General features: G+C 61.2%; 20 protein-coding genes, 2 tRNA genes and 2 rRNA genes. 15 read left to right on the top strand and 9 right to left on the bottom strand.

What is annotated here, in order from left to right:
- Window positions 1–97: 97 nt before the first annotated feature.
- The 8 genes from ACOOFN_RS01990 (at window position 98) to ACOOFN_RS01955 (ending at window position 9,161) form a co-directional block, all read left to right on the top strand.
- Entirely contained in the window at window positions 98–733 is a 636-nt protein-coding gene (locus tag ACOOFN_RS01990; protein ID WP_420433151.1) for a TetR/AcrR family transcriptional regulator, read from the top strand.
- Between the two features lie 142 nt (window positions 734–875).
- Window positions 876–1,961: an efflux RND transporter periplasmic adaptor subunit gene (locus ACOOFN_RS01985; protein ID WP_420433149.1), complete on the top strand. Its 1,086-nt coding sequence runs from the start codon at window positions 876–878 to the stop codon at window positions 1,959–1,961.
- Window positions 1,962–1,966: 5 nt separating this feature from the next.
- Window positions 1,967–5,104, top strand: coding sequence for an efflux RND transporter permease subunit (locus ACOOFN_RS01980; protein WP_420433147.1), 3,138 nt, complete (start codon window positions 1,967–1,969; stop codon window positions 5,102–5,104).
- Window positions 5,105–5,135: 31 nt separating this feature from the next.
- Entirely contained in the window at window positions 5,136–5,726 is a 591-nt protein-coding gene (locus tag ACOOFN_RS01975; RefSeq protein WP_420433145.1) for an NUDIX domain-containing protein, read from the top strand.
- A gap of 3 nt (window positions 5,727–5,729) precedes the next feature.
- A complete protein-coding gene (gene cysE / locus ACOOFN_RS01970; RefSeq protein ID WP_420433143.1) occupies window positions 5,730–6,539 on the top strand; it encodes a serine O-acetyltransferase in 810 nt (269 codons plus the stop codon).
- Between the two features lie 71 nt (window positions 6,540–6,610).
- Entirely contained in the window at window positions 6,611–6,835 is a 225-nt protein-coding gene (locus ACOOFN_RS01965) for a DUF3126 family protein (protein WP_420433141.1), read from the top strand.
- Window positions 6,832–7,623: an ATP-binding cassette domain-containing protein gene (locus tag ACOOFN_RS01960; protein WP_420433139.1), complete on the top strand. Its 792-nt coding sequence runs from the start codon at window positions 6,832–6,834 to the stop codon at window positions 7,621–7,623. Before ACOOFN_RS01965 ends, ACOOFN_RS01960 begins: the two co-directional genes overlap by 4 nt.
- The gene (locus tag ACOOFN_RS01955; RefSeq protein WP_420433137.1) at window positions 7,620–9,161 is read left to right on the top strand and encodes an ABC transporter permease/substrate-binding protein; all 1,542 of its coding nucleotides are present in this window, start codon (window positions 7,620–7,622) and stop codon (window positions 9,159–9,161) included. Before ACOOFN_RS01960 ends, ACOOFN_RS01955 begins: the two co-directional genes overlap by 4 nt.
- A gap of 60 nt (window positions 9,162–9,221) precedes the next feature.
- Here the strand turns inward: ACOOFN_RS01955 and ACOOFN_RS01950 are convergent, their stop codons facing one another.
- The gene (locus ACOOFN_RS01950; protein ID WP_420433135.1) at window positions 9,222–9,986 is read right to left on the bottom strand and encodes a PhoH family protein; all 765 of its coding nucleotides are present in this window, start codon (window positions 9,984–9,986) and stop codon (window positions 9,222–9,224) included.
- A 295-nt stretch (window positions 9,987–10,281) separates the two neighbouring features.
- Between ACOOFN_RS01950 and ACOOFN_RS01945 the strand changes: the two genes are divergently transcribed.
- Window positions 10,282–10,815 carry a gamma carbonic anhydrase family protein gene (locus ACOOFN_RS01945; protein ID WP_420433133.1) on the top strand — a complete coding sequence of 178 codons (534 nt, stop codon included), beginning with the start codon at window positions 10,282–10,284 and terminating at the stop codon, window positions 10,813–10,815.
- 77 nt (window positions 10,816–10,892) lie between these two features.
- Here ACOOFN_RS01945 and ACOOFN_RS01940 read toward each other — a convergent pair whose 3' ends face one another.
- From ACOOFN_RS01940 to ACOOFN_RS01930, 3 genes are all read right to left on the bottom strand, one after another.
- Window positions 10,893–11,408, bottom strand: a complete 516-nt coding sequence (locus ACOOFN_RS01940; RefSeq protein WP_420434983.1) for a DUF4339 domain-containing protein — start codon at window positions 11,406–11,408, stop codon at window positions 10,893–10,895.
- Window positions 11,409–11,487: 79 nt separating this feature from the next.
- On the bottom strand, window positions 11,488–12,105 hold the full coding sequence (locus tag ACOOFN_RS01935; protein ID WP_420433131.1) for a PilZ domain-containing protein: 618 nt from the start codon (window positions 12,103–12,105) through the stop codon (window positions 11,488–11,490).
- Between the two features lie 60 nt (window positions 12,106–12,165).
- Window positions 12,166–12,717, bottom strand: a complete 552-nt coding sequence (locus ACOOFN_RS01930) for a PAS domain-containing protein (RefSeq protein ID WP_420433129.1) — start codon at window positions 12,715–12,717, stop codon at window positions 12,166–12,168.
- 160 nt (window positions 12,718–12,877) lie between these two features.
- Between ACOOFN_RS01930 and ACOOFN_RS01925 the strand changes: the two genes are divergently transcribed.
- Window positions 12,878–13,771, top strand: a complete 894-nt coding sequence (locus ACOOFN_RS01925; protein WP_420433127.1) for a hypothetical protein — start codon at window positions 12,878–12,880, stop codon at window positions 13,769–13,771.
- Window positions 13,772–13,818: 47 nt separating this feature from the next.
- On the opposite strand, the gene hfaD is transcribed toward ACOOFN_RS01925, so the two are convergent.
- From hfaD to hfaA, 3 genes are read right to left on the bottom strand one after another with little or no spacing between them, the layout of a single operon-like run.
- On the bottom strand, window positions 13,819–15,045 hold the full coding sequence (hfaD, locus tag ACOOFN_RS01920) for a holdfast anchor protein HfaD (protein ID WP_420433125.1): 1,227 nt from the start codon (window positions 15,043–15,045) through the stop codon (window positions 13,819–13,821).
- The gene (gene hfaB / locus ACOOFN_RS01915) at window positions 14,960–15,958 is read right to left on the bottom strand and encodes a holdfast anchoring protein HfaB (protein WP_420433123.1); all 999 of its coding nucleotides are present in this window, start codon (window positions 15,956–15,958) and stop codon (window positions 14,960–14,962) included. Before hfaB ends, hfaD begins: the two co-directional genes overlap by 86 nt.
- On the bottom strand, window positions 15,948–16,391 hold the full coding sequence (gene hfaA / locus ACOOFN_RS01910) for a holdfast anchoring protein HfaA (RefSeq protein ID WP_420433121.1): 444 nt from the start codon (window positions 16,389–16,391) through the stop codon (window positions 15,948–15,950). The genes hfaB and hfaA overlap by 11 nt, the downstream gene beginning before the upstream one ends.
- Window positions 16,392–16,540: 149 nt before the next feature.
- Here hfaA and ACOOFN_RS01905 point away from each other — a divergent pair, with 149 nt between their 5' ends.
- On the top strand, window positions 16,541–17,167 hold the full coding sequence (locus ACOOFN_RS01905; RefSeq protein ID WP_420433119.1) for a rhomboid family intramembrane serine protease: 627 nt from the start codon (window positions 16,541–16,543) through the stop codon (window positions 17,165–17,167).
- On the opposite strand, the gene ACOOFN_RS01900 is transcribed toward ACOOFN_RS01905, so the two are convergent.
- Window positions 17,164–17,700, bottom strand: coding sequence for a GDYXXLXY domain-containing protein (locus ACOOFN_RS01900; protein ID WP_420433117.1), 537 nt, complete (start codon window positions 17,698–17,700; stop codon window positions 17,164–17,166). The genes ACOOFN_RS01905 and ACOOFN_RS01900 overlap by 4 nt on opposite strands.
- The gene (locus ACOOFN_RS01895) at window positions 17,697–19,055 is read right to left on the bottom strand and encodes a DUF2157 domain-containing protein (protein WP_420433115.1); all 1,359 of its coding nucleotides are present in this window, start codon (window positions 19,053–19,055) and stop codon (window positions 17,697–17,699) included. The genes ACOOFN_RS01900 and ACOOFN_RS01895 overlap by 4 nt, the downstream gene beginning before the upstream one ends.
- A gap of 770 nt (window positions 19,056–19,825) precedes the next feature.
- On the opposite strand from ACOOFN_RS01895, the gene ACOOFN_RS01890 reads away from it, so the two are divergent.
- From ACOOFN_RS01890 to ACOOFN_RS01875, 4 genes are all read left to right on the top strand, one after another.
- Window positions 19,826–21,286: ribosomal RNA gene (locus ACOOFN_RS01890) — 16S ribosomal RNA — on the top strand.
- A 183-nt stretch (window positions 21,287–21,469) separates the two neighbouring features.
- Window positions 21,470–21,546 (top strand) — tRNA-Ile (locus ACOOFN_RS01885).
- Between the two features lie 39 nt (window positions 21,547–21,585).
- Window positions 21,586–21,661 (top strand) — tRNA-Ala (locus tag ACOOFN_RS01880).
- A gap of 210 nt (window positions 21,662–21,871) precedes the next feature.
- Window positions 21,872–24,599 (top strand): 23S ribosomal RNA (locus ACOOFN_RS01875).
- Together the 16S and 23S rRNA genes with 2 tRNA genes alongside form the textbook arrangement of a ribosomal RNA operon.
- Window positions 24,600–24,623 lie beyond the last annotated feature (24 nt).

Raw genomic sequence — 24,623 nt, 5'->3', positions numbered from 1 at the left:
GTCCTGTTGCGGGATTTTGACGTTTTCGAAATTGGAACCTTATATGGAGGTGTGAAGCGGCACCAGAACCGCGAAGCAGATAGCTCTTGGAATCCGTATGAACGCTGAAGTCACCATTGATAGCCTTACGCCAGCCGAGCGCCGCCGACTGAAAGTCCGCGACGCCATTATCGAGGCCGCGGAATCGCTGTTCACCAAGGAAGGCGAACAGGGCATATCCATGCGCCGCCTGGCGGAAGCCATCGATTACTCGCCGGCGGCGATCTACAAATATTTCGATTCCAAGGAAGCGCTGTTTTCCGAGATGCGCGAGCTGTTCTTCGAACGGCTGATCCGCCGCATGGGCGAAGCCACCGAGGAAGGTGGCGACGAACACGTGCTGTGCGCGCGCTGCGGAAAGGTCTATATCGAGACCGCGCTCGAAGAGCCGAACCATTACATCATGGCCTTTTCCTTCTGGAACAAGGACGAGGAAGTCCATGAGGGCTCTTTCGCATTTCATGCCGAGAAGATGCTGTGCGACATGATCCGCTCCGGCATCGGGAAGGGTATTTTCCGCGATATGGACCCGCTGGTCGCGTCCAAGAGCGTCTGGGCCAGTGTTCACGGTCTGGCCACGCTTATGGCCTCTATCGATGATTTCCCGGCCTCGATGCCGGGCTCGGAACATGTGACACGCCAGCAAGTCATCGACTTCCACACAGACATGATTATCCGCGGCCTCAAAACCTGACGCATAGGCGATATGCAAAAAAGTGAACACTGTTCACTTTTCAAACGCGCGACATTGCTCTATACAGCGAGCCGAAATTCCCGGCACGAAGGGCAATCTCATGTCAGCATTGAAAGACCGGCTTCAATCAATTGGCGCAGGAATGGCTGTCCTCCTGGCGGCGCTGGGCGTTGCCGCGATCGTAGTGCTCGTATCCGCATCCCGGGCCGCTCAGGCCGACGTTCAACAAGGCGAGGCCGGCGCGATGCCGGTCCGCGTGCTCACCGTCGATTACCGCGACGACGCAGCGATCAGTGAAGCCTATCCGGGCTTGATCGCCGCCCGGCGCGAAAGCGAGTTGGGATTTGAAAGCGGCGGCCGGATTGCCGAAATTGCCGTCGACATCGGCGACCGGGTCGAAGCCGGTGACACGCTGGCACGGCTCGATACCAGCACGCTCACCGCGCAGATTGCCGCCGCCGACGCGCAAACCAACGAAGCCCAGGCTCAGGTCGAAATCGCCCGCGCGACCGAACAGCGCCAACGTACCCTTCTGGAACGCGGTCACATTTCACAACAGCGATTCGACGAGGTGGCCACCAATACGCGGGCGGCCGAAGCGCGCCGTGCTGCCGCAGCGGCTCAGGCAAACGCCTTGCGGGCGCAACTCGTCCTGTCGCGCATTACCGCACCGTTCAGCGGCGTCGTGACGGCCCGCATGGCCGACGAAGGGGCGATTGCTGCGCCCGGTTCGCCGGTTCTGCGCCTGGTCGAAGACACCGCGCTGGAAATTCGCATCGGATTGCCGGCAATGGCGGCGGCGACGCTGGTCGAGGGACAATCCTACCCGTTTACCACCGGTGCCGGACCGATTACCGCGACCTTCCGCACCGCGACTGGCGTGGTCGACGTCCGCACTCGCACCGTGACCGCGATCTTCGACGTGGATGCCGGACAGGCACGCTCCGGTGAGGTCGCGCGGCTGCAGCTCGAGACCGGAATTGAGAGCAGGGGCTTCTGGGTTCCGACCAGTGCCCTGACCGAGGCGCGTCGCGGATTATGGTCGGTGCAGACGCTCGTGCGCGACGACAGCGGCTGGTGGACGCTTGAACCGCGGGCTGTCGAGACCTTGCGCGTTGAGGTCGACCGCGCCTTCGTGCGCGGTGCGGTCAGCGACGGGGAGATGATCGTCTCTTCTGGCCTGCAGCGTGTGACGCCCGGCCAGCGTGTCATTCCGGTCGAGGAATAAATCCGATGGCCACACTATTCTACCGGCTTTCGCGCCTCTCCATACTGGCCGTTTTCCTGCTGACCATTGCTGGGCTTGGCGCGCTGTTCACGCTGGGCCGGCAGGAAGACCCCAGCCTGACCGAGCGCTTTGGTGTCGTTGTCATACCGTTTCCGGGCGCCTCTGCCGAACGCGTAGAAGCCCTGATTACCGATCCGATCGAGGATTCGATCCGCGAACTGGCTGAGATCGACGAGGTGATCTCGACCTCGCGCTCCGGCATCTCGCTGATCAATATCAATATCCGAGAGGATCTCAGCGCCACGGAAGTCGACCAGACCTGGACGCAGATCCGCGAACAGGTCGATGCGGTTCGCCCCTTTTTGCCACCCGAAGCCGGCGATCCCGATGTGCAACGCCAGTATATCGGCGCTGCAACCATGATCATTGCGCTCGGCTGGACCGCAGGCAGCGAGCCCAACCTCGCCATCCTGTCGCGCCTTGCAAGCGATCTCGAGGACCGGATATTGAACATACCGGGCACCGAAGAAACAGAAATCTACGGCATTGCGAACGAGGAAATTCGTGTGCTCGCCGATCCCGACGCACTGGCCGCACTAGGCCTGACTGTCGGTGATCTCGCCGGGTTAATCTCGCAGGCCGATGCCAAGACACCCGCTGGCGAGCTGCGCTCAAACGACGTTAATCTGAATGTCGAGATCGGCGGAGAGTTTGAGACGCTTGACCGCATCCGCACCGTTCCCGTGATCGAATCCCAGAATGGCGATTTCGTCCGTCTTGGAGATATCGCAGAGATTGAGCGCGGCATTCGTACACCGGCTTCGTCCATGGCCTATTTCAACGGTGATCGGGTGATCTACGTCGCCGGATTCCTGCAGCCCGAACTGCGTGTCGATGTCTGGTCGGATCGCGCGCGGGACGTGGTTGCCGCCTTTGCCGACGAGAACCCCGGCATTTCCGTCGATATCGTTTTCGCTCAGTCCGATTACGTGGAATCGCGGCTCAACGGCCTGTCGGTCAATCTCGGATATTCGGCGCTGATCGTGTTCGCAGTCTTGTTCCTGTTGATGGGGTGGCGGGCTGCACTGATCGTCGGCTCGGCGCTGCCGCTGACGGTTTTGTTCGTGCTTTTCCTGGTGCGGGTCTTCGATGAACCTTTGCACCAGATGTCGGTGACCGGCCTGGTCGTCGCTCTTGGCCTCCTGATCGACAATGCCATTGTCGTGGTTGATGAATACCAGCTCAAGCGCGCCAAGGGCCTGCCGCCGCTCGATGCCATCGACCAGTCGCTGAAACACCTGTTCGGTCCGCTGCTCGCCTCGACGCTGACCACCATTTTTGCCTTTGCCCCGATTGCGCTGATGCCGGGGGCAGCAGGCGAGTTCATCGGCATGATCGGTGTCTCGGTGATCTTTGCCGTGGCGGCGAGCTTCATCCTGGCCATGACGATTGTGCCGGCCTTTGCCGGCTGGTTCGACCATGACAATTATGCCGAGGGCCGGCATTCCTTCTTGCGCGATGGACTGCGGTTCAAGCCGCTCGAGTATTTCTATCGCGGAATCCTTCAGGCCGTGACATCCCGCCCCTGGGTCGGCCTGGTGGGCGGGGTGATCCTCCCCGTGGCGGGCTTCGCCGCCGCCACCACCCTGCCCATGCAATTCTTCCCGCCGACCGACCGCGACATGTTCCAGGTCGAGATGGTGTTGCCCAGCAATACGTCGATCGGCGAGACGCGCCGCCAGGTGTTGCGAGCCACCGAGCTGATCGAATCCTATGACGGCGTCATTGATGTTGGCTGGACCCTCGGCGAGAGCCCGCCGCGCACCTATTACAATGTCATCGGCAATGAAAGCGCAGCGCCCTATCTCGCCGCCGGCTGGGTCCGGACCGAATCGGCTGAAGTCACCGAATCCCTGCTGCCGCAATTGCAGCAGGACATGATCGCTGCCTTCCCGCAGGCGCGTTTTCTCACCCTGCCGTTCGAACAGGGACCGCCCACCGCCGCGCCGATCGAGCTCAAGATCTTCGGACCCGACCTCGCCACGCTGGATGCGCTGGGCGACCAGATCCGGCAGATCCTGGCGACCACGCCGGGGGTCACCACCACAGTGGCCGGCATGCGCATGGGCGAACCGGTGGCGCGGGTCAATATCGACGAGGCTGCCGCCGAGCTGGCCGGCATAAGGCTGGACAATCTCGCCAGCCGGTTGCGCGCCGATTTCGACGGCGTCCCCGGCGGATCCATTCTCGAGGGCGTCGAGGAAATGCCGGTGCGCGTGATCGCCGCAGAAAACCGCCGCGCCAGCGTCAGTGATCTGGCGTCTGCGCCCCTGCTAACGGCGCCGGAGAGCGGCATCCTGTCGGCTCCGGTTTCTGCGCTCGGCGAGGTTGGCCTGTCGCCTGAAGTCGCCAGCATTCGACGCCAGGATGGCGACCGGATGAACCCGGTCTATGCCTATCTCGAACCCTTCAGCCTGCCGGCGCCGGTGCTTGAGGATTTCCTTGCACGCCTCGATGCCGCGGGTGTCGAGCTGCCGCCCGGCTATTCGCTACAGATCGGCGGCGAGGCCGAAGCGCGCGGAGATGCGCTCGGAAACCTGTTCGGAACCGCTGGCCCGTTGCTGATCCTGATGATCGGCTCGGTCGTGCTGGCCTTCAATTCCTTCCGCTTCGCCGGTGTCGTCTTCGTCGTCGGCTTCCTGTCGGTCGGGCTCGCCATGTTCGGCGTCTGGATGTTCGGCACGCCGCTGGGCTTCAATGCCATCGTCGGTTCGATGGGCCTGGTCGGCCTGTCGATCAACGGCACCATCGTGGTGCTCTCGGCCCTGCGCGCCAGCCCGGCTTCCAATTCGCTCGACTTGCTTGCCATCGAGGACACGGTGGTCGATGCCACGCGGCACATCATCTCCACCACGCTGACCACGATTGGCGGCTTCACCCCGCTCATCCTGTCGGGTGACAGCTTCTGGCTTCCCTTTGCCGCGGCCGTGGCCGGCGGCGTGGCGGGCTCAGCCCTGTTGGCCTTGATCTTCGCCCCGGCCGCTTTTGTCGTGCTGACCAAGGCGCGCCAGAAACGCCGCGACTTCGAGGCCCGGCTTAAAAAGCGCGTGAAACGGGGTGCGTTTATGCAGGCCGTGGATTAAGCCAAGCCCTGCATGGCAAGCAGGAGACGGCATGATCAGGCGTGGCGGATGGACGGTGGACGCGAAGACGACGGTCTTCGACAATCCCTGGCTGGAGCTCAATACCTATGACGGCACGCGCCCGGACGGAAAGCCCGGCACCTACGCCGTCATGTCGCCGAAGAATTTCGCCATCCTCATCCTGCCGCTGTTTGCCGACGGCACGACCATGCTCGTCGGCCAGCCACGCTTCGCGCTCGACAATTACAGCTGGGAGATTCCGGAAGGAGGCGGGCCGAAATCACAGGCCCCGCTCGACAGCGCCAAGCGCGAACTGAAAGAGGAAACCGGGCTAACCGCAGACCACTGGCAGGAAATCCTGCAGGCGGAAGTCTCCAACTCGATCAGCGACGAATTGGCCTTCGGCTTCATCGCGACCGGGCTGACGCAAGGCGAGGCCGAACCGGATGGCACCGAGGAGCTCACACCGCGCCGATTGGCTTTTCGCGCGGCGCTGGATGCCGTCATGTCCGGCGAGATCCGCGATCTGTGCTCGGTGGCAATGATCCTCAAGGCACACTACATGGCGCAAACCGGCCGGCTCGCCCCCGCGCTTGCGCAGGCCATGCTGAACCGGGAGTAAGACATGCCCGCAGAAACGCTCAAACTCGCAGACGGGCCGGATTCGGTCTGGTCCAATTTGCGCATTGCCGCCGCCCAGGCCTCGGCCGAGGAGCCGATCCTCGCCAGCTTCCTCAATGCCGCCATTCTGCGTCACGACCGTTTCCAGGACGCGCTCGCCTACCGGCTCGCCTCGAAGCTCGCCGACGCCCAGCTCGATGCCATGCTGGCGCGCGATGTCGTCGAGCAGGCCATCGCGGCTGACCCGGAGATCGCCCGCCGTGCGGCTGCCGACATGGTCGCCATCGAGGAGCGCGACCCGGCCTGCCAGTCCTTCCTGCAGCCTTTCCTCTACTTCAAGGGATTCCTTGCGCTGCAGGCCCATCGTGTTGCGCACTGGTTGTGGTCGGAAGGACGCGACATCTTCGCCTTCCATCTGCAGAGCCGGATTTCCGAGCGCTTTGGCGTCGACATCCACCCCGCAGCCCGGATCGGGCAGGGTATCATGATCGACCACGCCACCGGCGTCGTCATCGGCGAGACGGCGGTGGTCGGCGACAATGTCTCGCTGCTGCACGGCGTCACGCTCGGCGGCACCGGCAAGACCGACACCGACCGCCATCCCAAGATCGCAAACGGTGTCCTGATCGGCGCCGGCGCGAAAGTGCTCGGCGACATTGCGGTGGGCGAGGAAGCGCGTATCGCCGCAGGTTCCGTCGTGTTGAAGGACGTGCCCGCGCACTGCACCGTGGCCGGTGTGCCCGCTGAACCCGTCGGCGGTCGCTGCCATGAACCGGCGCGCACCATGGATCAGAGGCTCGACCCGTCCGACTGACCCGGCTCTTGCCTTGAAGGGCGCCGGGGCTATGGTCCGGGACGGAATCAGACATTGAGGAATCTACGCACGTGTCCAACTTCGTGACCGCCGAGGAAGCCGCCAAGCTGCAGGCTTTCCTTCAAAAGAAGCTCAACCCGGAAATGCTCGTCCAGCGCCGGCAGCGCGCGGATGAATGCGCCGAGATCCATATCGCCGATGAATGCCTCGGGGTTGTCCAGAAGATCGTGGACGAGGGCGAGACCAGCTATTCCTTCGAGATCACCATTCTCGACATCGACCTGGAAGAGGCTTGAGCGCAGCCGGCAACGGCAATGATGTCCTTCGGGTCGAAGGACTGACCAAGCGCTATCCCGGCGGCGTAATCGCCGCCGACGCGGTCTCCCTGTCGGTCGCTGCAGGCGAGCTGGTCGCCATTGTCGGCGAATCCGGCTCCGGCAAGACCACCACGCTCAAGGCGATCAACCGCCTGATCGAGCCCTCGGACGGTACAATCTGTTTCCAGGGCCGGGACGTCATGGCCATCGACGCCCATGATCTGCGCCGCGAGATCGGCTGGGTAATGCAGGGCGACGGCCTGTTCCCGCATTTCACGGCTTCGCAGAATATTGCGGTGACACCGCGCCTCCTCGGCTGGGACAAGCCGCGCATCGCCGCGCGCGTCGACGAATTGCTGGAATTGGTCCGTCTCGACCCCGACGATTTCAGAGACCGCTTCCCGCACCAGGTGTCCGGCGGCCAGCGCCAGCGCATTGCGATCGCTCGCGCGCTCGCCGTCGAGCCGCCGCTGCTTCTCCTCGACGAAGCCTTTTCCGCGCTCGACCCGGTCACCCGCGCCGGCCTGCAGGAAGATTTCGTTGCGCTCCAGCACCGCCTGCAATTTGCCGCCGTCATGGTCACCCACGACATGGCCGAGGCGCTGCTGCTCGCCGACAGGATCATGGTCATGAAAGACGGGCGCGCCGTGCAGACCGGCACCCCGTCCGATCTCGTCAATCGCCCTGCCGATCCGTATGTCACCGAATTGCTGGCCGCACCGGCCAGACAGGCGAGAGCCGTCGCCGCGCTGGAGCGCGCGCCATGAGCCCGCAGCTCGCCGAGGCCTTCGCGGTTCTGCCGGACTATCTCGGCGGCCATATGCGCCTGTCCATGGCGGCCATCGCGACCGCGATCCTGGTCAGCCTGCCGCTCGGCATTCTCGCCGCGCGCCGCGACTGGCTGGCCGGTCCCGCACTCGGCATTGCCTCGACCCTGCAGACCATTCCCGGCCTCGCCTTGCTGGCCCTGATGGTGCCGGTGCTGGGCGGCACGATCGGCTTTGCGCCGGCCTTTGTCGCGCTGACGCTCTATGGCGTCCTGCCGATCCTGCGCAATACGATTGTCGGCCTGCAGGCGGTGGACCCGGTGGTTCGTGAAGCCGCGCGCGGGGTCGGCATGACGCGAAAGCAGGCGCTTCTCGATGTCGAACTGCCACTCGCCCTGCCGACCATTGTCGCCGGCATCCGGACCGCCGTCGTCTGGGTGGTCGGGGCCGCTGTGCTCGCCACCCCGGTTGGTGCCGCCAGCCTCGGCAATTACATCTTCGCCGGCCTGCAGACGCGCAACTGGACGGCCGTCCTGTTCGGCTGTGTCGTTTCGGCCCTTCTCGCCATCCTCTTGGACCAGATCGTGCGCAGCTACGAGATCGCGGCGCGCCGCCGCGACCGGATGATCGCCGGACTGGCGACGTTCGCCGCTGTCGTCCTGATCGGCGCCGCGCTGGCGCCGGGCTGGCTCGATACCGGTTCGCGGCAGACCGGCGAGACCGTCCTCGCCGAAGCGGTCGGGCTCGAGGGCCGCCGCGTCGCGGTCGCGTCCAAGCCCTTCACCGAGCAATACATTCTCGCCGCCCTGATCGAACGCGTGCTGGAAGCGGAGGGGGCGATCGTCGAGCGCCGCGACGGGCTGGGAACGGCGGTCATTTTCGACGCGCTCGCCAATAGCGAGATCGATGTCTCGGTCGACTATTCCGGCACGCTCTGGACCAACACGCTACGCCGCGAGGACATGGTCGGCCGCTATCGCATGATAGCGGAGGTCAACGCATTCCTGCTCGCGCAATACGGCATCTACTCGCCCGGCTCGCTCGGCTTTGAAAACGCCTATGGCTTTGCCATGAGCCGCGACGGCGCCGACCGGCTCGGCGTCGAAACGATTGCCGACCTGGCCGGGCAGGGGGTGACGATCGGCGCCGACACCGTCTTTTTCAACCGGCCGGAATGGACCGGCACGCGGGACGCTTACGGCTTGCAGGACGCGACGCCGCGGCCGATGGATTCGACCTTCATGTATGGCGCGGTGCGCGACGGCCAGGTCGATGTCATCACCGCCTATACGACGGACGGGCGGATCGCCGCCTATGATCTCGTCGTGCTCGACGACCCGCGCGCCATCCTGCCGCCCTATGACGCGATGATCCTGCTGTCACCGGACGCCGCCGCAGACGATGCGGTCGCCGCAGCGCTCGCCCCGCTGGTCAATGCGATCACGCCGGAGATGATGCGCGAGGCCAATCGCCGGGTCGATCTCGACGGCGAGACGCCGGAACAGGCCGCGGAGTGGCTGTGGGAGGAGATCCGATAAAAAAACCGGCGGAGCGCTCTCCCACCCCGCCGGCTTCATTCGAGCTAGCTCAAGAACCCGCTACAGCACGTCCAGCATGGACGCGACCAGCGGATGACGGACAATGTCCTCTGCCTGCAGGCGGATGACGCCGATATCCGGCACATCTTCGAGCCGCTCGGCAATCCCGGCGAGCCCGCTCATCTCCGGCAGGAGGTCGGTCTGCGCCGGATCGCCGGTCACCACCATGGTCGAGTGCCAGCCAAGCCGTGTGAGCAGCATTTTGAGCTGGCCATAGGTGCAGTTCTGCGCCTCGTCCACGACGACGAAGGCATTGTTGAGCGTGCGCCCGCGCATGTAGCCGATGGGCGCGATCTCGATCAGGCCTTCCGCCATCAGCGCCTTGAGGCGCTTCGGCGACAAGCGGTCCGACAGCGCGTCGTAAAGCGGGCGCAGGTAAGGGGCGAGTTTTTCTTCCATCGCGCCGGGCAGGAAGCCGATCGATTCGCCGGCTTCCACCGCCGGGCGCGACAGGACTATGCGCGAGACATCGCCTTTCTCGAGCTGTTCCACGGCTTTCGCGACCGCGAGATAGGTCTTGCCGGTGCCGGCCGGACCGAGCGCCATCACCATGGAGTGCTCGTCGATGGCGGCCATCAGCCTGGCCTGGCCCTCGGAGCGCGGTTTGACGTTTTTCATGTATCTCTGGTCGCGCATCGGTTCCTTGTTGTCCGGTGACCAGCTGGTCCCCGGAAAGAGCGCGCGTACTTTGGTCTGTTCGTCCTGGTAGTGGCCGGAATTGAACTCGCCAGAGGATTGACGGCGCTTAGCGGAACGTTTCGCCATGGAAGGGCTCTCCTGAAACTGAAAAACCCCCGCCGGAAGGCGAGGGTCGTGAACAAACAAGGCATGAGAGATGCGCGGAAGGGGATGCGGAGTCAGGACGGTCGGGACCCCGGTTGTCAGGCCTGTGGGTGCGTCGAATTCGCACTGGCCGCTCGCCTCCTCTTCGAAGCGTCTGCCATTCGACGACGTGTCGAATCGCATGAACAGTGTCACTCTAGTATGGTGAACAAACCTTAAGCGCGCCCGTCGCAGCACTTTCACATCGAGATTTCATCCACCGTGTCCGGAGAGCCACATGACGCTGTACGCCCTTGATGATCACACGCCGAAAACCCCGGAGAGCGGGAATTTCTGGGTCGCCCCCGGCGCCCATGTGATCGGCCGTGTAACGCTGAAGGAAAATGCCAGCGTCTGGTACAATTCGGTTGTGCGCGGCGATGTCGACGACATCACGATCGGCGAGGACACCAACATTCAGGACAACTCGGTGCTTCATACCGATCACGGCTATCCGATGGTCATCGGCAAGGGCGTGACGGTCGGCCACCGGGTCATGCTGCATGGCTGCACGGTCGGCGATTACTCGCTGATCGGCATTGGCGCGACCCTGCTCAACGGGGTGAAGATCGGGACCAATTGCATCATCGGCGCCCACACGCTTCTGCCGGAAGGCAAGGAGATTCCGGACAATTCCCTGGTTGTCGGGTCGCCGGGCAAGGTGATCCGCACGCTCGAAGCCGACATGTACGAGATACTGAAGGCCTCTGCCGATCATTATGTCGAGAACTGGAAACGTCACGAGGCAGAACTGAAACCCGTCAAGGTCTGACCGGTCAGGAACGGGACAGGGTGGCTTGTCGCCAGTCGCGGCCTGCAGATCATCCAGCGATCAGGTTAAGTTCACGGTCAGTCCGACCGCTCTCCACGCCACAATTCACGCACCCGGGCGTCGATATCCGTGGAGAAATTGAACCAGGCCGAGCGATCGCGGCTGGCATCGATGACCATCAGCTTGTCTTCGCGATCCAAAAGGTGCGAGAGGTCGTTGCGCAGGGCCGAAGCCGTGGTTCGGGCGCGCACCAGCCAGACACCCGGCACGATGCTCGCCGTTTCGCCATAGCGCTTGAGGACGGAGGAAACGGCGTCATCTACGCCGGATTTCACCTCGGTGACCACAAGCAAATTAGCGGGGTCTTCCGTCGACGCTGCGGCCATCGCGACCTCGCGGTTTTCGTCGATCCAGCTTTGCAGGATTTCAACGTCGCCGGCGGGTTTCCAGTCGCCGTCGCGCGCCACGCTGACCAGCGTGTAATCTGCTACGCGGCCCTCGGTGATATATCCGCGCATTTGCGGTGATGTGTACGGGCCGTAAACCCGTCCATCCACCTTCACAAACCACGTTCTCGGTTGGCCGTTTTCCATACTCATTACATGCGTCACTTTGAGACGAATTCCTCTTCTAGAACCGTCACGCGGCAAGAATGAGGCCAGTTGTTACAGCTTAGGCAGCGCTTGCAGATGAGGAGCTGGGCGGCATGAAGGAGACGGCGAAACCGCCCTCCCAGACCCGGGCCACATGGCCACGCATTTCGCCAACGCGCACTTCCTCGCCGATCCGCGGCCGCTCGATGGCGGCGAAAGCGGCACCCGAGATCGAGACATCGACGACATCTGCATCGATCTTGACCCCGTCATTGAAGTGAATGACGGCGCGGCCCTGGCTCGATTTGCGCGGTGCAGCGCGGTCCTCGGACAGGCCCAGCCGCTCCATGTTGAAGCGCCAGGTAATGGCGTCCGCCAGCCGGTCGCGCTTGCGTGCATGGGCGGCGAACTGAAGCGAGAACCAGTTATCGCCCTTGCGCAGGACACGGCCGTCGAGCCGTCCAAGCCCGTCGACCAGCAGCACGACGAAATCGCCCGGCATGGGCGGATTTCGGGTGGCGACCTTGGCGCCGCCGGGCGAGATGTCGATCAGCCGGCACTTCTGTTCCTGGCCTCGGGAGTCGAGATAACGGCCCTGCAAGTGCAGCGGCAAGCGCCTGTGCAGGCGCCTTTCTTCTGCGCCCCGGGCGGCGACACGGATCTTGCGACGATCCAGACGGGTAAAGGTTCCGCTCATCTTGCTGACCTCAATTTGAAGGCCAGTGTATGGCGAGGGCGTTAAAAAGACTTTGCCGGATCAGATGTCATTTGCAGCTTTGGGCACCGGCGGCGGCGGCGTGGCGGGCAGCGCCCAGTTTTTGGTGACGGGCAGGGTCATGCGGGTCAGGTCATGGCGGATCACCGGACGGCGACCGAACCGGTCGGGCGATTGTAAGGGCTGGTAGAGGCCCAGCACGCGGTCCACATCGCCGCCCTTGGAGGCCAGCGGCGTGAACACCAGTTCGACCTCGATCTTGTCCCCGCCGAGGGTTTCGGCAATAGCATAGGCATTGGCCGGAGCCCGGTTGGCGAGGACAGATTCCAGGAGCAGCTTCATCTGTGCCCGGTCATATCCACGCCAAAGCGACAGGAAATTCTGTTCCCGCAATTCCCGGTTCTGGATCTCGCAGAGCCGGGTGCCGGCAAGGCGGAAGACATGGTGCGAGGAGTCATGTCTTTGTAACATAAAAAGATTTCCAAGAATTTCCTTCAGTTCGCTGGCCGAGATGTCGGCGCGGGCAGGGACAGCGTCATCGCGCCGTCTCGCATCCCAATAGGAAACCAGGGTTCTCGAATGCGCGTGCATCATATTCTTGTCGCCTTCATTAACCAGCGGCTGTGCCGGGATTGGTCATTTTGGCAACGTATTTTCAATCCTTGGGCCATACGCTTGCGGCGAGAGTGAGGGCTCGCCTGCGCGGGGAACGCGCAGGTGCGGCTGATCTCGCAATAGAAATGGGAGGACCGCCATGCGCGCGTCGCCAGTCTATTTCATCGCTGCTCTCGCCACGCTGGCCGTGGCCGCACCCGCGATCGCAGGGGGTGGCGGCGGAGATGGCGGTCATCATGGCGGCGGCGGCAGTTGCGGCGGCGGCTATGGTGGCGGTTGCGGGGGCGGTCACCGCGTCCGCACACCCGACATCCGCATCAACGGACCGCGCATCAATGTCGGCGTCAACGTCAACACCAATGTCAACGTCACAACCAATGTGAATGCCGATGCCAATGCAAACGCCGGTGCCAACGCGAATTCCGGCTCCGGTGCTGGCGGCCGCGCGGGCGCTGGTGGGGGCACGACCGTAATCTCGCTGGGCGGCGGCGGCGGCAGTTTTGGCGCGCCTCCACCAGCAACCGCGATCAACGGTCTGAACGTGTCCGGCCTGATCGTCACCGAACTCGTGGAGGAAGAACGCACGCGCGTGCTCGAGGAATGGCGGGTTATCCGCGCTGTTTGCCTCGATGATCGCGGCACCCCGCATCCGGCATCCCGCCCGGATCCGGAGGAAGCCGTTGCCGAGGATTTCACTGGCGAGCTGTTTCGGTGCATGTCCGGCACCTACATGCAGGTAACCATCGGCTGGCGCGTCGACGGCGCCGACATTTTCGACGATGCCTTCACCCTGGTTTGCGAGCAGGGCGAAGCGCTGCGCCACGAAGCCGGCGGCCGCGTCGTCTGTGCCCCGCAGGAACCGCGCCGGAATTGCAATGAACGCTCGCTACTGCGGCTCTACGGTCCGGGGGTGAAACTGGTCTATGTGCGCCGTGAAGAGCGTTATACCGAGATGGTTGAGCACCGCCGCGAACTCGTCAATACGTCCAACATGACGCTCATGCTCGACGGCGGTGTCGGCGGATATCGCTGAAATATCAATAAGTTAGAAGAGGGCTCCGGTGTCGTCCGGGGCTTTTTCTATTGCCCGTCCTGAATGACGAATGTCGCCGAATTGCCAACGGCGGTGGCCGTCCCCGTCGTGCCCCAACCCGTCAGATATTGCGTCTGGAAGGTCGCATCCACAGCACCCGTATTGATCTGGTTGATCACGCCTTCGGTTGTTGTGTCGGGACAAGCCTGACATCCCCAGCTCGTCGCAGCATTGCCGAAGGCCGCCGCCGAGCCGAGAACCTCACCACCGTAATCTCCGTCAAAGCGCGTCGTCGACCGGACCCCGCCGGTATTGATTTGATCGAGACCCAGGAAGGTGTCGGTTCCGAGATTGGTCAGAATTGCCGAGTTTCCGAGGCTTTCGGACGAGGCGAGAATGCTATCATTGTCGAAATTGCCGATATTGATGTTCGCTTCGGCATCCGTATTGCCGCTGTTGACCTGGCTGCCGCGGGCTTCGCCATAAGCCCATTCCGTCGCAATCTCGAGACCATTGCCCTGGGCTTGCGCTGCCACTGTCGTGAACACGCCGCCGCCGCCGGCATTGACCCGCGCCGAAGCCCGGACAGTGCCGCGATTAGCCTGGTCGGTGGCCAGGATCACAGCGGATTCATCGCCTTGAGACCGGATGGCATTGCCGGACGCTGTTGCGGCTGTGACCGAGAACTCGCCCAGCCCGCCGGTGCGGGCCTCGACGGTCGAGCGCGCCTCTACAGCGGCTCCCGAATCCTGCTGGATCGCCCCGGTGACGCCGCCATACTCGCCAATTGTCTCGACCGCGTTTGCCGCCGCCGTAGCCGCCGTGATGTTGCTGTAGGCGTAGCCATCGACATTGAGCGTGGCGCCCGCGAACACGCTGGAACCGTCGGCTGCGGACTGGGTAAGGGCGATATCGCTGTCACCGCGCAGCTCGAGCACCGCGGAATTGCCATAGGCGCTGGAAATCGTTGTTGCTGTCCCGTCGACCGCGCCAACGGACGTTGTGGCCGTCGCTGTGGCAAAGCCGCCGAATTGCTGGTCGCTCGTGACGTCGTGGCTCGACTGCGTCTCGACATCGAGCGAATTGCCCATGCCGACCGCCGTCAGATTGATATTGCCGGCCTGACCGGCAATGACCTGACCCTGGGCATTCACCTGCGCTTGCAGATTGATCTGCCCGTTGAGGACTTCAGTCGTATCGTCCGCGTAGCCCGTGGCGCACAGCAGGGTCACGGCGCTCGTGCCCGCGGTCAACGCTTTGGCGAATCTGGACATTGGATGCTCCTGTACGGGCGACATAGGAGGTATGCGGGTTGATACCGCCTGCGTCATTGGTCAGGCCTAACGGGTCGTCGAATGCACAGACTTCCCGTGCCTCGATGCCATAAAGTGTCGACGAAAATTCCAGCACGGCCCGTTCGACAAGCGATCTTACCGCCAGCTGGATCGGCTCCAGCGACCGGCCGCCGGTCGAAATATCGATCACGGCATCGCCCCAGAATGAGAATACGCCGGCACTCACCTCGCGGCCGATGATCTGTTTCTGGTAGGAGATGACATCGACGACTTCGAGCGTTTCGGAATTCACGAGACGCAGATCGATCGCGGCATTCATGACGTAAAGCCGGCCATTGAAAACGCCCGTTGGGTCAGAATCAATGCGGTCGCCGCCAAGAAAATCGAGCCCCTGGGATCGAATGTTGAAGTTCAGTTCGGTGATTCCGCCGACGAGGTGATAGTCGGAGCCGGGAATGCTGCCGGCGTGGATCTGTCGGAATCCGTCTTCCTCGGCATGGTCCCCGATCAGCCGGTTGTTCGCATAACGAAGTTCAAGCTCGGCAACGGAAGTATCGAAACGTTCGACCAGGTTCACACCTGCCTTGGCGAAGGCCGACATGGCCATCAGCGAAGCGCCCTGCGTGATTGCTGGTCCTCCACCTTCTGGATTTCCAGCGCCCGTGTAGTCAGATATGCGCCCAACAGCAATGCGCGGCGAGGGGCGTCCTTGCGACCGTGCGGAATTCGCGAGACAGATAAGGGCTTCGGAATATGGCGTCGGGTTCGGCGTGACCGGCGCATTGCCGATAGGTTCGGCATAGCGTCCGTCGAAGCCCGAATTGGGCGTGACTGCACAGCCTGCCAGCAGCAGGGCGCCAAATCCGGCGATAGCGAAACGCTTAATTGCCATTCTCGTCATCGTCGCTGCCCGTGCTCGATGTAGCTGTTACGGTGCCAGTATTGGTCTGCGTCGAGTTGACGATGACCGTGTTGTAATTGCCCTGCACCACGACATTCAGCTGATTGCCGACGGCCAGAGCGCTGGAATTCCGCCCTGTCGCGCTCATTCCCGTTTGACCATTGCCCTGGCCAGATTGCGTGGGCGTATTGCCGACACCGCCGGTTCCGGCCATCTGCGCCTGTACGCCGACACCGGTTTGCAACACGCCATTGAGCACAACCCGATTGCCGTCCGCGTCACGCGTTCCAGCACGGTAGGGCTGATTGTTCTGACTGGTGCTGGTTCCCCAGGGGCGCTGGAAGTCACTGGCCGTCTGGGAGAATGCGGTGGCGCTGGATGCGAGCGCAAGCGCGCTGGCTGCAAGACAGATCGGGCGGCACATGGCGTATTTCTCCTGTGCAGTCTGCCGACCGCACACTTGTTTTGACCGGGACAAGACGCCAACTTCGAAAATGCTTCGACGGCCCATCCTGAACGTTCAGCAAAAAACGTAGGCAGAACGGGCAAACAAGAGATTAAGGATAACGAGAAATGTACCGGGGCCGTCAGCCGATCTTCAACAATATTCCACGCCTGCCGCTTGGCTTCGCGATCAGCTTCGTCGTGGTGTTCGTGATCGGCGCGCTGATCCCCCAGCTCAACTATCTGTTCCTGACAGTCGGAGCGATTGTCCCGGCCTATGGCTTGGGCCAGGCGAGCCCGCTCGGTTTCTGGTCGCCCTACCTGCTCCACGTCTTCCTGCATGGCGGATTGATGCACCTGGTTTTCAATTCGATGGCGATGCTTGCTTTCGGTGCGGCGACCTACCGGCCATTCGGCGCGTCGACAAAGGGCGCGGTCGGTTTCCTGCTTTTCTTTTTCTTTTGCTCGGTTTCCGGCGCACTGTTCCAGATTGTCGTGGCACCAAACCTCTTGGCACCGGTTATCGGTGCCTCGACCGGACTGTCCGGCTGTCTCGCCGCGGCGGGTTGGGCCGATGGTGGTGCACGCGGCATGCTGCGCTATGCGCTGCCATGGGCCGGTTTCAACATTCTGCTGGCGGTGCTGGGGTCCTTTTCGCCGATTCCGATTTCCTGGGCCGGACATATTGGTGGGTTGCTGGCGGGCGCGCTGACCTATCCGCTGTTCCTTGCGGCTTTCAGCCGTCGGCATTCTTAAAGCAACGGCGCGATTTCACGCTCGCCGTCAATCTCGAGACCTCGAATCAGCGCGCGGCCGTCAGCGCCGACCGATACGATCAGTCGCAGACTGTCCCTGTCTTCGCGCCGCCGGGCTTCCAGCGCCTGCGCTGTCGCTTCGTTGGCGTAGTAGCGTTCGATATTGAAATCGGCGTTCAATGCATCACCGCCGACAGACTGCACCTTGCCGCGTAGAAAGACGCCGGCCACCGGTCGTTCGCGGTGGATCGAAACTGGCGCCCAGCTGCCATTGGGATTTGCCGCAACGGCCACGAACACATCGTCGTGCAGCGCGAAATCCGTATCGCCCCCCACTGCCTCGTACCGGATCCTGTGCACCGGCGTCGAGATGATGACGTAATAGCCGGCGAGAAGGTCACGCGGATCCACCGGTTCGAGATCGAGAATCACCTCTGTGCCGGACATCCGCCTGACCTGATGGTCGCCTATTATAACAATGAGGAACGCGGACATCGCTGCGGCGATGGCAATGAGACGCATCATGACGCTCATGTTCCGGCCTCCTGGTTGGGGCCGATCCGGTTCTGAAGGCGGATGACGGCGATGGAGAGCCCGAACAGCAGCAATCCGCCGATCAGGAAGAAGAGGGACGTATCAAGCAGGTCGCCGAAGGTCTCGCCATAGACATAAAGCGCTTCGGCAATGAAGAGGGCGATGCCGAGTCCGCCGGTAAAGCGTCGGCCCTCGCGCGAACCGTAGAGAATGAGCGCAATCGCCAGCGCGAACAGGGCGAGTCCAACTATGATGCGCAGGGCCAGGATCGAGGAGCCGCCGAACGCCGCGGCGAGGCTAGGCAGAAAGAAGGCGGCGAAGGCGGCGCCAAGCGCCGGTAGCGCGAGCATGCGTGCTGCGGCGGTGTTCCGGAAGCGCCAGACCAGAGCCCCAGCGAGCACCGCGAGCAGGCCGCCGGCGAGGCTCCAATAGTCGCTGCTGGAAACACCGGCAATCTCGATCCAGCGTTCCGAATCCATCCTGTCGCCCCCCCCCGTTGACCAGCTCTCGAAACGATCGAGCGGGAATTGCACGAAGTATCCGGCAGTCAGGGCCAGTGTTGCCCCCCAGCTCGTCAGCGCGCCGAAGCCGAACCAGCCCTGATCGCGGAGGGCGGCGAACACCATGGCCGTCGCACCGCAGGCGAGTATCAATACTGACGTGGCCTGCAGCTCGCTTAACCGATCGTCACTTGCATAATCCCAGACCAGGAAGGCAATCCAGACATAGAGGCCGATCCCCAGAAGGTTTGCGCTGACCAGAGAGCGCAGACGGGACGCCGCGATCATGGTGACGGTCCAGAGCGGCAGGTATCCCCAGATGATATCTGGCGCATAGGGATTGGCGCTTTCCGATCCAACCCAAGCCGCGCCCAGCAATGCGGCGAGAATCAGTACTGGTCGCGAAGGAATGGCGACAGCGACTATGATCGCGCCGATGGCCCAGATGACCAGCACCGTGTAACGCCACGAGCTCATGTTGAATATCTGCGCAACGAGGACGATCGCGACGCCGAACAGGGCGGCACCGAGAAGGGCAAGGCCGTGACCGATGGCGGGGTGATCGCGACCAAAGGCATGGCCCGACGACAGGAAGCACGCCCACAGCGTTGCGAAGATCAATACCAGCCGGACCAGGTTGCCAAGATGTGTCCAGTTCGCGGCAACGAAGCTGATGGCGGCCAGCGCCAGCAAAACCGCGCCGAGAATGGCCAGTGCACCCGGCGCCGACCATCCCGGTTGGGCATCCGCGATATCTTCCAATATCGAGTCGCGCTGTTCAGCCGGCACCAGCCCTTTGCCAATCCAGCGATCGAGATCGTTTTCCAGCCGGCGCCTGTAGCGCGAATTAGCCATGGCCAACTACCTCCTGACAGGGGAAAGACTAGAAGGGCGAATCGGGGGCGGCTACGAAAATCGGATTCACGTTAAGTTCTGTGCAGTGCACACCGCCTTCCGGCGGGCGAGTTTGCCTTGTAAGGCAGGGTAATACGCAAGAAGCAGATTTTTTCCGAAACGTGGTTGCGCGAAGGGGCAAAATACATATAATCGCGCCTCCTCCGCTGATCCGGAGACTTGCCCAAACGGCGCTGTAGCAACCCTGCGCCGACAGACACTCTTGTCCGTCGGCACATAATTCTGCGGTCGCTGCAAGTTTCTTGAGAAAGGCGGTTGACGTCAGATAGCGGGGCGCATAGATAGCGCTCCCTCGCGTCGGACGAGACTTGATAAACGGCCCCCTGGCTGCCGCGCCCAACCGCATTAACGTGTTGATTGGGCAAGCAAAAAGAGGCCGCTGCAAGTTTCTGAAAAACGCGGTTGACACTTTGGGGCGCGGCCCATAAACACCGCGCTCCTCGCCGGGACGGGCTCTTACGAAGGGCGCTAGCGGCGGACCAGGACGGACGGCGGAAGCCAACCTTCTTGTTTGTTTGACATCGTGAATATTGGAAAGAGAGACGCAGGCGGCGGTGTCTAGCGGATGGCTTCGGCCATCAAATGATACCGACACGCGAAAGCGTTTCTCTAGAAGTACAGACAATTGCCAATCATGGCCGGCTTGCCGGTCATTGAATTGGCTCCTGTCTTTCTTGAGATTTAATGCCAAGCGCAGTCGGGATCCAACTCAACCTGAGAGTTTGATTCTGGCTCAGAACGAACGCTGGCGGCAGGCTTAACACATGCAAGTCGAACGATCCCTTCGGGGAGAGTGGCAGACGGGTGAGTAACGCGTGGGAACGTGCCCATCGGTACGGAATAGCTCCGGGAAACTGGAATTAATACCGTATACGTCCTTCGGGAGAAAGATTTATCGCCGATGGATCGGCCCGCGTTAGATTAGGTAGTTGGTAGGGTAATGGCCTACCAAGCCTACGATCTATAGCTGGTCTGAGAGGATGATCAGCCACACTGGGACTGAGACACGGCCCAGACTCCTACGGGAGGCAGCAGTGGGGAATCTTGGACAATGGGCGAAAGCCTGATCCAGCCATGCCGCGTGAATGATGAAGGCCCTAGGGTTGTAAAATTCTTTCAGCAGGGAAGATAATGACGGTACCTGCAGAAGAAGCCCCGGCTAACTCCGTGCCAGCAGCCGCGGTAATACGGAGGGGGCTAGCGTTGTTCGGAATTACTGGGCGTAAAGCGCGCGTAGGCGGGTCGTTAAGTTAGAGGTGAAAGCCCGGAGCTCAACTCCGGAACTGCCTTTGATACTGGCGGCCTAGAGTCCGGGAGAGGTGAGCGGAATTCCGAGTGTAGAGGTGAAATTCGTAGATATTCGGAGGAACACCAGAGGCGAAGGCGGCTCACTGGACCGGTACTGACGCTGAGGCGCGAAAGCGTGGGGAGCAAACAGGATTAGATACCCTGGTAGTCCACGCCGTAAACGATGGATGCTAGTTGTCGGGCAGCATGCTGTTCGGTGACGCAGCTAACGCATTAAGCATCCCGCCTGGGGAGTACGGCCGCAAGGTTAAAACTCAAAGAAATTGACGGGGGCCCGCACAAGCGGTGGAGCATGTGGTTTAATTCGAAGCAACGCGCAGAACCTTACCTACCCTTGACATACCAATCGCGGATTACAGAGATGTTTTCCTTCAGTTAGGCTGGATTGGATACAGGTGCTGCATGGCTGTCGTCAGCTCGTGTCGTGAGATGTTGGGTTAAGTCCCGCAACGAGCGCAACCCTCGCCGTTAGTTGCCAGCAGGTTTGGCTGGGCACTCTAACGGGACCGCCGGTGTCAAGCCGGAGGAAGGTGGGGATGACGTCAAGTCCTCATGGCCCTTACGGGTAGGGCTACACACGTGCTACAATGGCGGTGACAGTGAGTTAATCTCTAAAAACCGTCTCAGTTCGGATTGTTCTCTGCAACTCGAGAGCATGAAGTTGGAATCGCTAGTAATCGTGGATCAGCATGCCACGGTGAATACGTTCCCGGGCCTTGTACACACCGCCCGTCACACCATGGGAGTTGGTTCTACCCGAAGATGGTGCGCCAATCTGGCAGCCAGCCACGGTAGGGTCAGCGACTGGGGTGAAGTCGTAACAAGGTAGCCGTAGGGGAACCTGCGGCTGGATCACCTCCTTTCTAAGGATTTCCGATCGACCAGGTCTTTGACCTTCCTTCGGATCCGATAGACAAGCCGATCGCCTTCGGGCGTGAAGCAAAAACTGGCGGATGCCGCCGTCTTCGTTTCTCTTTCCAAGCGCTCCGACCATCGGGTCGGAGACGCCGCGTTCCTCATCCGCTGGCTGGCGTATGTCCTCTTTCGGGCCTGTAGCTCAGGTGGTTAGAGCGTACGCCTGATAAGCGTAAGGTCGGTAGTTCGAGTCTACCCAGGCCCACCATTGCTATTGAGGTGAGGAGACGGCGACACGCGTTCTCAAGGGGCTGTAGCTCAGTTGGGAGAGCGGTAGCTTTGCAAGCTTCAGGTCGTCGGTTCGATCCCGTCCAGCTCCACCAGAACGCGGTTAAGAAACAGGTTTCGTCTATGTGCGCTGCGGCGCGCAAAGGCGGATATTTGACATTGTAAAGATTAGGGTTTGCCCGGCCATTTAAGGGCAAATCATTGAGACATCCTGACCGACGCTCATGTGCGTTGTCTTGTTGACGTTTGTGGCCCTGCACGAGCTGCAAATGGACGAGGCATTCACCGTGCATGAGCTTCAATGAGATCAAGCGTCAAAAGGGCATTTGGTGAATGCCTTGGCGATAAGAGGCGATGAAAGACGTGGCACGCTGCGAAAAGCTGTGGTGAGGTGCGAGCAACCTTTGACCCGCAGATTTCTGAATGGGGAAACCCACCCTTCGGGGTATTCTGCACTGAATACATAGGTGCAGGAGGCAAACCCGGGGAACTGAAACATCTCAGTACCCGGAGGAAAGGACATCAATTGAGACTCCGTTAGTAGTGGCGAGCGAACGCGGACCAGGCCAGTGCTCTCTTTTAGATTATCAGAACCGTCTGGAAAGTCGGGCCGTAGCGGGTGATAGCCCCGTATGAAGCGTCAACGAGAGAGACTCGAGTAGGGCGGGACACGTGAAATCCTGTCTGAACATGGGAGGACCATCTTCCAAGCCTAAGTACTCCTTATCGACCGATAGTGAACAAGTACCGTGAGGGAAAGGTGAAAAGCACCCCGACGAGGGGAGTGAAACAGACCCTGAAACCGGATGCCTACAAGCAGTCGGAGGGCGCAAGCCTGACGGCGTACCTTTTGTATAATGGGTCAGCGACTTTGTCTCTCGAGCAAGCTTAAGCCGGTAGGTGTAGGCGCAGCGAAAGCGAGTCTGAATAGGGCGATTAAGTTCGAGGGATAAGACCCGAAAGCAGGTGATCTAGCCATGTCCAGGCTGAAGGTGAGGTAACACTCACTGGAGGGCCGAACCCACTTCTGTTGAAAAAGAACGGGATGAGGTGTGGCTAGGGGTGAAAGGCCAATCAAACCTGCAGATAGCTGGTTCTCCGCGAAATCTATTTAGGTAGAGCGTCTCATGAATACCATCGGGGGTAGAGCACTGGATGGGCTAGGGGGTCCTACCGACTTACCAAACCTAACCAAACTCCGAATACCGATGAGTACTATGAGGCAGACACACTGCGGGTGCTAAGGTCCGTAGTGGAGAGGGAAACAGCCCTGACCGCCAGCTAAGGTCCCTAAGTTATCACTAAGTGGGAAACGATGTGGGAGTGCTTAGACAACCAGGAGGTTGGCTTAGAAGCAGCCATCCTTTAAAGAAAGCGTAACAGCTCACTGGTCAAGCGCTCCTGCGCGGAAAATGTAACGGGGCTTAAGTGATACACCGAAGCTGCGGGCTCGAAAGAGCGGTAGCGGAGCGTTCTGTAAGCCGTTGAAGGGAGACCCGCGAGGGCTCCTGGAGGTATCAGAAGTGAGAATGCTGACATGAGTAGCGATAAAGAGTGTGAGAGACACTCTCGCCGAAAGTCCAAGGGTTCCTGCGCAATGCTAATCAGCGCAGGGTTAGCCGGCCCCTAAGGCGAGGCCGAAAGGCGTAGTCGATGGGAACCAGGTCAATATTCCTGGGCCAGCGGGTAGTGACGGATAGTGGAAGTTGTTCACCCTTATTGGATTGGGTGGGCAGCCAAGCCGTCCCTGGAAATAGCTCCCGCATTAGACCGTACCCTAAACCGACACAGGTGGACAGGTAGAGTATACCAAGGCGCTTGAGAGAACTATGCTGAAGGAACTCGGCAAATTACTCCCGTAAGTTCGCGAGAAGGGAGCCTGGCTTTGCGCAAGCAATGTCCAGGGGCACAGACCAGGGGGTGGCGACTGTTTACTAAAAACACAGGGCTCTGCGAAGTCGCAAGACGACGTATAGGGTCTGACGCCTGCCCGGTGCCGGAAGGTTAAAAGGAGGAGTGCAAGCTCCGAATTGAAGCCCCGGTAAACGGCGGCCGTAACTATAACGGTCCTAAGGTAGCGAAATTCCTTGTCGGGTAAGTTCCGACCTGCACGAATGGCGTAACGACTTCCCCGCTGTCTCCAGCATAGGCTCAGCGAAATTGAATTCTCCGTGAAGATGCGGAGTTCCCGCGGTCAGACGGAAAGACCCCGTGCACCTTTACTACAGCTTCGCAGTGGCGTTAGCGACGATTTGTGTAGGATAGGCGGGAGACTTTGAAGCCATGGCGCCAGTCATGGTGGAGTCATCCTTGAAATACCGCCCTGATCCTTGTTGACGTCTAACCGCGATCCGTGAACCCGGATCCGGGACCCTGCGTGGTGGGTAGTTTGACTGGGGCGGTCGCCTCCCAAAGAGTAACGGAGGCGCGCGATGGTGGGCTCAGAGCGGTCGGAAATCGCTCGTTGAGTGCAATGGCATAAGCCCGCCTGACTGTGAGACTGACAGGTCGAACAGAGTCGAAAGACGGCCATAGTGATCCGGTGGTCCCGCATGGAAGGGCCATCGCTCAACGGATAAAAGGTACGCCGGGGATAACAGGCTGATGATGCCCAAGAGTCCATATCGACGGCATTGTTTGGCACCTCGATGTCGGCTCATCGCATCCTGGGGCTGGAGCAGGTCCCAAGGGTTTGGCTGTTCGCCAATTAAAGCGGTACGTGAGCTGGGTTTAGAACGTCGTGAGACAGTTCGGTCCCTATCTGCCGTGGGTGTTGAATACTTGAGAGGAGCTGCCCCTAGTACGAGAGGACCGGGGTGGACGTATCTCTGGTGGACCTGTTGTCGCGCCAGCGGCATAGCAGGGTAGCTATATACGGAAGGGATAACCGCTGAATGCATCTAAGCGGGAAGCCCCCCTCGAAACCAGGTATTCCTTGAGAGTCGTGGAAGACCACCACGTTGATAGGCCAGGTGTGGAAGTGTGGCGACACATGAAGCTGACTGGTACTAATAGCTCGATTGGCTTGATCTCTAAGTTCATGCACGGCGAACGCCT

Origin of the sequence: Hyphobacterium sp., from assembly GCF_965217055.1 — a bacterium.
Classification (GTDB): domain Bacteria; phylum Pseudomonadota; class Alphaproteobacteria; order Caulobacterales; family Maricaulaceae; genus Hyphobacterium.
This window is presented reverse-complemented; position numbering and strand designations above follow the sequence as displayed.